Raw genomic sequence first — 7,033 nt, 5'->3', positions numbered from 1 at the left:
CCTGACCGCCTCGCGTGCCAGGGGTACGGCGAGCAGGCGTTCGAGGAGCTGTGGGGTGCCCTCGATGATGCTGAGGACCTTGGCATCCCGGTAGACGCCGGCGACGCCGTTCTCCTCAAGGCAGCCCTGGGCACCCATGGCCTGTACGGCCTGGGCGCTGTGGCGTTCGAGGACCTGGCAGGCCAGGTATTTGGCCATGAGGACCTTGCGGGGAGCCGAGGCGTCGACGTCGTCCAGCGCACGCGAGGCGGTCAGGCAGAGGGCACGGGCGGCCGCGAGGTCGACGCCCATGGCCGTGACCAGGGACTGGATCTGGCCGTGGTCGATGACGTCGCGGCCGAAGGTCTCACGGCCGAGGACGAAGGCGGAGCAGGCGGAGAACGCCCGGTGGAGCATCCCGGCGGCCATCCAGGCGACCGCGTGCCGGCCGTGTTCGAGCAGTTGCGGGACCAGTACGGTGGAGGCGAAGCCGGGCCGGCCGATGACGGCGGACCGTTCCACGGGGCAGTCCCGCATCACCTCGGTGGCCAGTCCGGCCGCGCGCAGCCCGAGCAGCCCGGTCATGGGCGTGACCTCCAGACCGGGGTTGCCGCGCTCCAGCAGACAGCACACCTGGCCGCCGGCGCCGGCGGCCAGGACGAGGTACAGGTCGGCGCGTCGGCCGAAGGTGGTGTACAGCTTGGTGCCGTCGAGCCGCAGTCCGTCGGGCTGTTCCTTCAGGGTGGTCGTGATGCCGGACAGGTCGCTGCCCGCGGTGCGTTCGGTCATGCAGACGGCGGCGACGCGGCGGCCGGACGCCAGGTCCGGCAGGAGGGTCTCGCGCTGGGCGTCGCTCCCCCAGCGCACCAGGGTCCGCGCGACCATGCCGTGCACGTTGATCAGCGACGCGAGGGAGGCGCTGACCCGGCCGAGGGCCTCGTAGAGCAGGCCGAGTTCGACGGCGGACCAGCCGAGGCCGCCGTACTCCTTCGGGATCATCGCCCCGAACAGGCCCTGGGCGGCGCACCATTGGACCACGTCCTCGGGCAGTTCGGCCTCGCCTTCCCAGTCGGGGCCGTGCGTGCCCCACGCCGTGCCGACGAGCGCGGTGATCGTCCGGTGGTGCTGTCGCTGCGCCTCGGTGAGCAGGTCGTCCATGTCGTCCTCCGGCTCAGCCGCGGCCGGCGCGGACCGCGGCCTGTTTCTCGTTGACGGCACGGGCGATCCGGCGCAGGGTGGCGAAGTTCCCGAGGTCCAGGTCGTCCACGCCGAAGCGGATCGCGTACCTGCCTTCGAGGAACACCATCAGTTCGACGACGAGCAGCGAGTTCACCAGGCCCGACGTGAACAGTTCGTCGTCGGGGGCCGGGCGCAGGGTCGGGTCGTGCTGGGCGAGGAACGTCCCGACCGCCTGGCAGACGGCTTCTTCCTCCGCGTCGGTCATGAGGGAACCTCTCTGGGTGGGTGTGGCTGGTAGGTGTAGAAACCCTGGTCGGTCTTCCGGCCGAGCTGCCGCCGGCGGACCATGTCGCGCAGCAGGGCGCTGCTGTCGAACCGGGGGTCGCCGGTGGCCTCGCGCAGGTGATCGAGGGTGTGGACGACGGTGTCGAGGCCGATGAGGTCGGCGGTCTGCAACGGGCCCATCCGGTGGCCGAAGCAGTCACGGAAGATGCGGTCGACGGTCTCGGGTGCGACGCCGTGCTCCTCGACGACGCGGGCGGCCTCGTTGAAGAACAGGTGGGAGATGCGGTTGCTGACGAAGCCGGGGAAGTCGCCGACGACGATCGTCTTCTTCCGCAGCAGCGTGGCGAGTTCGCCGACGCGGGCGAGCGTCTCGTCGGAGGTGCGGTCGGGGCGCATCACCTCGACGGCGGCCGTCAGGTGGGGCGGGTTCATGAAGTGGACGCCGATGACGCGCTCCGGCCGGGTCAGGTGCGCGGCGAGACGGGCGACGGGGATGCTGGAGGTGTTGACGGCGATGACGGCCGTGTCGGTGACCACGGTGTCCAGCAGCCGGTAGACGTCCTCCTTGACGTCGAGGCGTTCGGTGACGTTCTCCACGATCAGCGTGCACTCCGTCAGCGCGGCGGGGTCCGTGCCGATCCGGACGGCGGCCGTGGCCCGGTCGGCGGGGACGGGGAAGCCGGGGCGGAGCATCGGTGCGAAGCGGACCGCCTCGGCGAGCCGGGCCGGTGCGCTCTCGCACTGGGCGGGGTCGTTGTCGACCAGGTTCACGCGGAAGCCGTGCAGGGCGAGGTCGGCGGCGACGCCGAGGCCGATGACGCCCGCTCCGAGGACGCCGACCGTACCGAAGGAGTCCGGGGTGGGGTCGCCGGTGCCGGTTACTGCCATGTGCGTCCTCCGGTGGCTGCGGCGAGGTGTCTGTGGCGCTCACGCTTGTCGATGCCCTTGACGGTCAACAGTGCGTCAAGTGCTTCGAGTCCGGCCGCGATCGCGTCGGGTGCCGGGGCGTTCCGGGTCTCCTCCAGGCGCCGGTGGTGCGACACGACGTCGGTGTCCTGGCGTCGGGTGGGAGTGCTCACGGCGATACGCAGGCACGCGTCGATGACGGCGGGCGCGTCGTCGGCGCCCAGGCGCAGGTCGCGCGCGAGCGCGCCGAAGTCCTCGTAACGGTCGACGGGCCAGGGCCGGGGATGGCCGCGGGTGCGGGCCGAGAGGAAGGTCAGGACCCTGCCGGGGCCCATCTCCAGGGTCGTACCGACGCCATCGGCGGCCAAGTGCCGCTGGATGGCGTGCCAGCGCACCGGGGAGACCAGTTGGGCGGCGAGCAGACGCGCGCCGGCCCGGCCGCCGGGGTGCGGTTGGGCGTCGACGCCGGAGATCACGGGCAGCCGGGGCGCGGCGATGTCGATGCCGGTCAGGGCGTCGGCCAGCGCGTCGGCTGCGGGCGCCATCAGCGGGCTGTGGAAGGGGCCGGTGACGCGCAGCGGGAACACTTGGCCGCCGCGGGCCTCGAACTCCTCTGCCGTGTCGCGCAGATCGGCGTTCAGGGCGGAGACGGCGGCTCGTCGCGGCCCGTCGATGATCGACGGGTGGACGGAGCGGACGCCCTGTTCCCTCCACAGCCGGCACAGGTGCTCCACGGTGCCGGTGTCGAGGCCGGTCACCCACATCATGCCGCCGTCGAGCTGGGCGGCGACGTCGGCGACGCACCGCCCGCGGTGCCGTACGAGCCGCAGCGCGGCGGCGAACGGCAGGGCGCCCGCGGCGCACAGCGCGGTGTACTCACCGAGACTGTGTCCGGCGGTGTGGGTCACGGTCCGGCCCAGCTCCTGCTCGCAGGCCCGGTACATCGCGACGCCCATGGTGAGCAGCGCGAGTTGCGACTCCGTCTGGAGGTTCAGGCGGGCGCGGGCCGACGGTTCGGTGGCGGTGCACAATTCGACGACGTCGAATTCGAGGACCTCGCTCGCCTCGGCGAACGTTTCCCGGACGATTCCGTACCGCTTGTGCAATTGGGCGGCCATTCCGGTGTATTGCGAGCCGACGCCGGGGAAAACGGCGGCAACTCCCCATGGAGCGGCGAACACGACTTCCCCCGTTGCATTTGATGGTCCGGAATTCTGGGTGATCCACGGGGAGTGAACCATAGACCGGCGGGCGGTTCAAGGAGCTCGTTTTCCCCTCCCCCAACCGCTGCCGACCTTCGAAACCGTCACGCCACAGCCGGATTTGACACGAGGGAGAACGCGACTCACTGTCGCGTTAAGGCGAATCAAGGGCGGCTTAAGCGGACTGCTCAATGCTGTAGAAAGGCGTGCACCGGTGTTGGCTCAGCGATGCCCCCGTCGCGAATGGCACCTAATACCGCTCCCCGTGCGCGCACTTATCTCACGGGTGCCGGGAAATTGAACGTGAGTTGACGGACAACGCCGGTCAGGCGACGAACGGCTGGGGCTGCCCGTCGCGGTACGACCCGCGCTCCCAGCCACCCGTCGTGTTCTCGGCGCCGCCCGGTGTCAGCTCCGCGTCGGCCCGTGCGGGGCGCGCAGGCGGTTCGTCAGTTCCGTCAGGACCCCGGGTCCGCTCTGGTCGCCGTGGACGAAGTAGTGATCACCGGGCATGACCAGCAACTCGAAGTCCGCGGTGGTCAGCGTCTGCCAGGCCCGCGCGTCCGACTCGTGCACCACCGGGTCGGCGGCGCCGTGGAAGGCCGTCACCGGCAGGTGCAGCGGTGGCTCGTCCGGGTCCTGGCGGTAGCTCTCGACGATGCGCAGGTCCGCGTACCCCGCGCCGTCCAGGGCCACTTCGGCCATGCCGGCCAGATCGTCGCCCAACTCGGTGCGCAGCGCGTCCATGTAGCGTTCGGGCTCCGCGCGGGACAGACGCATCAGGTCAGCGTGGCCGGGCATTCCGGTGAAGCCCAGGCTGCGTGTGACCGACCGCAGCCGCGCGCCGAGCGGGTTCTCCCGTCCCGTGGGCGCGCTGAACGCGCTGACGAACAGGTGGCGCAGCGACTCACCGTATTTGGGTGCCAGCCGGTGGGCCAGCCGGAAGGCGATCAGGGCGCCCATACTGTGTCCGTAGAGGGCGAAGGGCCGGTCCAGATAGGGCTCGATCGCCTGCGCGACGGCCTCCACCGCGTCCTCCACCGTGTCGAGGGGAGCCTCGTCCCTGCGTTCCTCCCGGCCCGGCAGTTGCACCGGGCACACGTCGATCGCGGGATCAGCGGCGGCCACCCAGTCCCGGTAGAGCGAGGTTCCGCGGCCGCCGTAGGGCAGACAGAACACCCGTACGGCGCTGTCGTCGCGCGGGGTGGCGGGGAGCCAGCGGGCGCTGTCCGTGTCGTGGGGGCGCCGGGTCGTGGTCCCGGTGTGTCCGTCGGCGGGCGCGGTGATGTGGTCCAGCACCTGGTCGAGAGTGGGCCCGGCGATGAGCAGGTCGACCGGGAGATCGATCGCGGCCTCGGCCCGCACGCGCTGGCGCAGTTCGAGGACGGCGAGCGAGTCGAGACCGGTTTCCGGCAGCGGCTGGGTGAACGGGACGTCGCCGGGCGGCAGTTGCAGCAGTTCCCCGACGACCCGCGCGAGCCGGGACCGCAGGGCCGCGCGGCCGGCCGGGCCGCGCCACCGCGCCTGGGTGGCGTCGGCCGCCGGGTCGGCGGGCGGAGCGGCCGTGGCGGGACCGCTGGGGCTGATGACCGAGATCGCGGTGTCGCGGCTCCAGCCGACCGTCCGGCCGTCGTCGGCGGACAGCACGTGGTCGCCGACGAGACGGTGGCGGGTGGCGGGCGCGGTCAGCCGTACGTGGCACCACAGGGGACCGTCGGCGGGGGCGGTGAAACCGGCCTCGCCGAGTCCCGCGACCATGAACAGATCGTGCTCGTGCAGGTCCCGCTCCGCGGCGAGCGCGTAGAGCGGGGCGCAGGCGTCCAGCAGGCCCGGCGGCACGGGGAGTTCGGGGGCGGGCCGGCCGGGACCGCCGTGTGTCTCCTCGGCGGACGGGGCGCGGAGCCGGGCCAGGATCTCACCGTCGCCGAGCCACGCCTCGGTGACCCATTCGACCGACGGGCCGTACGGAACACCGCGCTCGCTCAGTCGGCGGTAGAACTCGGCGCCGTCGATCCGCACGGCGCAGCGCTCCTTGATCGCCGCCCTGGCCTGCTCGGTGAGCGGCTCCGGGCCGGCCACGGGGTCCTCGCCGGCCCGCCCGGTGCGCACCCGGCCGCCGGCGTGGCGGCGCCAGGTGCCCGGTTCGTCGGCGGCGACCGGTTCGTCGGCGGCCCGGCTGTGCACCGAGAACGCGGACCAGCCGTCGCCGTCCGGGGGGTCGATGACGAGGTGCACGGCACGTTCCCGGGTGCCGGAGAGCGCCAGCGCCTGTTCGAAGGTGACGTGGGACAGCCGGAGTCCGCCGTCGGCGGGCGCGGCCGACGCGAGCATGTCCTGGTAGTAGCCGACGTGGACGACGCCGGCGGTGTCGGCGACCTCGGGCACCAGCGCCCGGCTCACCGTGGTGGTGAAGTGCCGCTGCTCCAGCGGCAGGGGCAGGGTCCGCAGTCCCAGGGTGCCGGCCGGTGAGCCGGTGGCGGGGGACGCCGAAGTGCCGGGTCCGGCGGGCGCGGTGCGGTACGCGTGGCGTTGGAAGGTCTGTCCGGGCAGGTCGAGCCGGGTCCGGTCGTAGCCGTCGTCGAAGGCGGACCAGTCGACCTCGTCGCCCGCGAGGTGGCGGTGGGCCAGGCCGTCCAGGAGTTCTCGCCAGATGTCGTCACCGGGCAGCCGCCACACACCGTTGGGGTCTCCCGGTGCCGGCGCGCCGCCGATGTGGACCAGGGTGTCGTAGCCGTGCGCGGCAAGGGCGTCGACCGCTGCCCGCGGTGAGGGGCCGGTCTCGGTCCGGGTCCAGAAGGCCGGGTCGGTGAACTGGTCGGTGGTCACCTGGACGGCCTGCGGACCGTGCAGCATACGCAGGGCGGGAGCGCGCCTGGCAAGGGTGGCTGGTGTGGGGGCGGTGGTGTGCCGGGCGGCGAGCAGGCTGCCCGTATCGCGTACGTCGAGGGCGCCGGCGAGCAGGCCGGCCGCGAGGTGGCCGGGGGCGTTCCCGGCGACCGCGGCGGCCGGGACGAGGCCCCAGTCCGCGAGCGTACGCACGAGGGCGACCTGGCAGGCGACGGTCCGCAGGTCCGCCGCGAGGGCGGCCGGTACGGCGTCGGTGTCGGTGGTGTTGGCGGTGGTGGCATTGGCGTCGGCGTTGGCGATGGCGGCGCTCGCCAACTCGGCGGCGCACGCGTCGTAGTGGACGCGAAAGCCCGCGTGGGCGGGGTGCAGCGCCGCGACGATGCGGGCCGCCTGGTCCGCGGTGGTGTCGAGCAGGAAGGCGACCGGCCGCGCGGGGGCGCGGTCGCGGGCGCCGACCGCGTCGGACGCGGAGAGCTGCCGGCCGTCGGCGACCGTACAAGGGGCATCGTCCGCCGCCAGGGCCGCCAGCCAGTCGGCGAGATCGTCGCGCGACGCGGTCACGCGGGCGGCCCGGTGCGCGAAGTGCGCGCGGCGGGCGGTCGTGGTGTGGCAGACGTCGGCGAGGGGTGCCTCGG

At 72.9% G+C, this 7,033-nt stretch carries 5 protein-coding genes; all 5 read right to left on the bottom strand.

What is annotated here, in order from left to right:
- On the bottom strand, positions 1–1,137 hold a 1,137-nt coding region (locus GXP76_RS32625; protein ID WP_242575233.1), incomplete at its 3' end, for an acyl-CoA dehydrogenase family protein.
- A 13-nt stretch (positions 1,138–1,150) separates the two neighbouring features.
- Positions 1,151–1,423 (bottom strand): phosphopantetheine-binding protein, encoded by a 273-nt coding sequence (locus tag GXP76_RS32620; RefSeq protein ID WP_242575232.1) that lies wholly within the window; start codon positions 1,421–1,423, stop codon positions 1,151–1,153.
- A complete protein-coding gene (locus GXP76_RS32615) occupies positions 1,420–2,331 on the bottom strand; it encodes a 3-hydroxyacyl-CoA dehydrogenase family protein (RefSeq protein ID WP_242575231.1) in 912 nt (303 codons plus the stop codon). Before GXP76_RS32615 ends, GXP76_RS32620 begins: the two co-directional genes overlap by 4 nt.
- On the bottom strand, positions 2,322–3,590 hold the full coding sequence (locus GXP76_RS32610; protein ID WP_277994077.1) for an ACP S-malonyltransferase: 1,269 nt from the start codon (positions 3,588–3,590) through the stop codon (positions 2,322–2,324). Before GXP76_RS32610 ends, GXP76_RS32615 begins: the two co-directional genes overlap by 10 nt.
- Before the next feature lie 369 nt (positions 3,591–3,959).
- A partial coding sequence (locus tag GXP76_RS32605) for a thioesterase domain-containing protein (RefSeq protein ID WP_242575229.1) occupies positions 3,960–7,033 on the bottom strand: 3,074 nt, incomplete at its 5' end.

This window comes from Streptomyces sp. NP-1717 (assembly GCF_022695985.1).
Taxonomy (GTDB): domain Bacteria; phylum Actinomycetota; class Actinomycetes; order Streptomycetales; family Streptomycetaceae; genus Streptomyces.
Note: the sequence above shows the minus strand (reverse complement) of the source record. Positions and strands in the feature narration are given on the sequence as shown.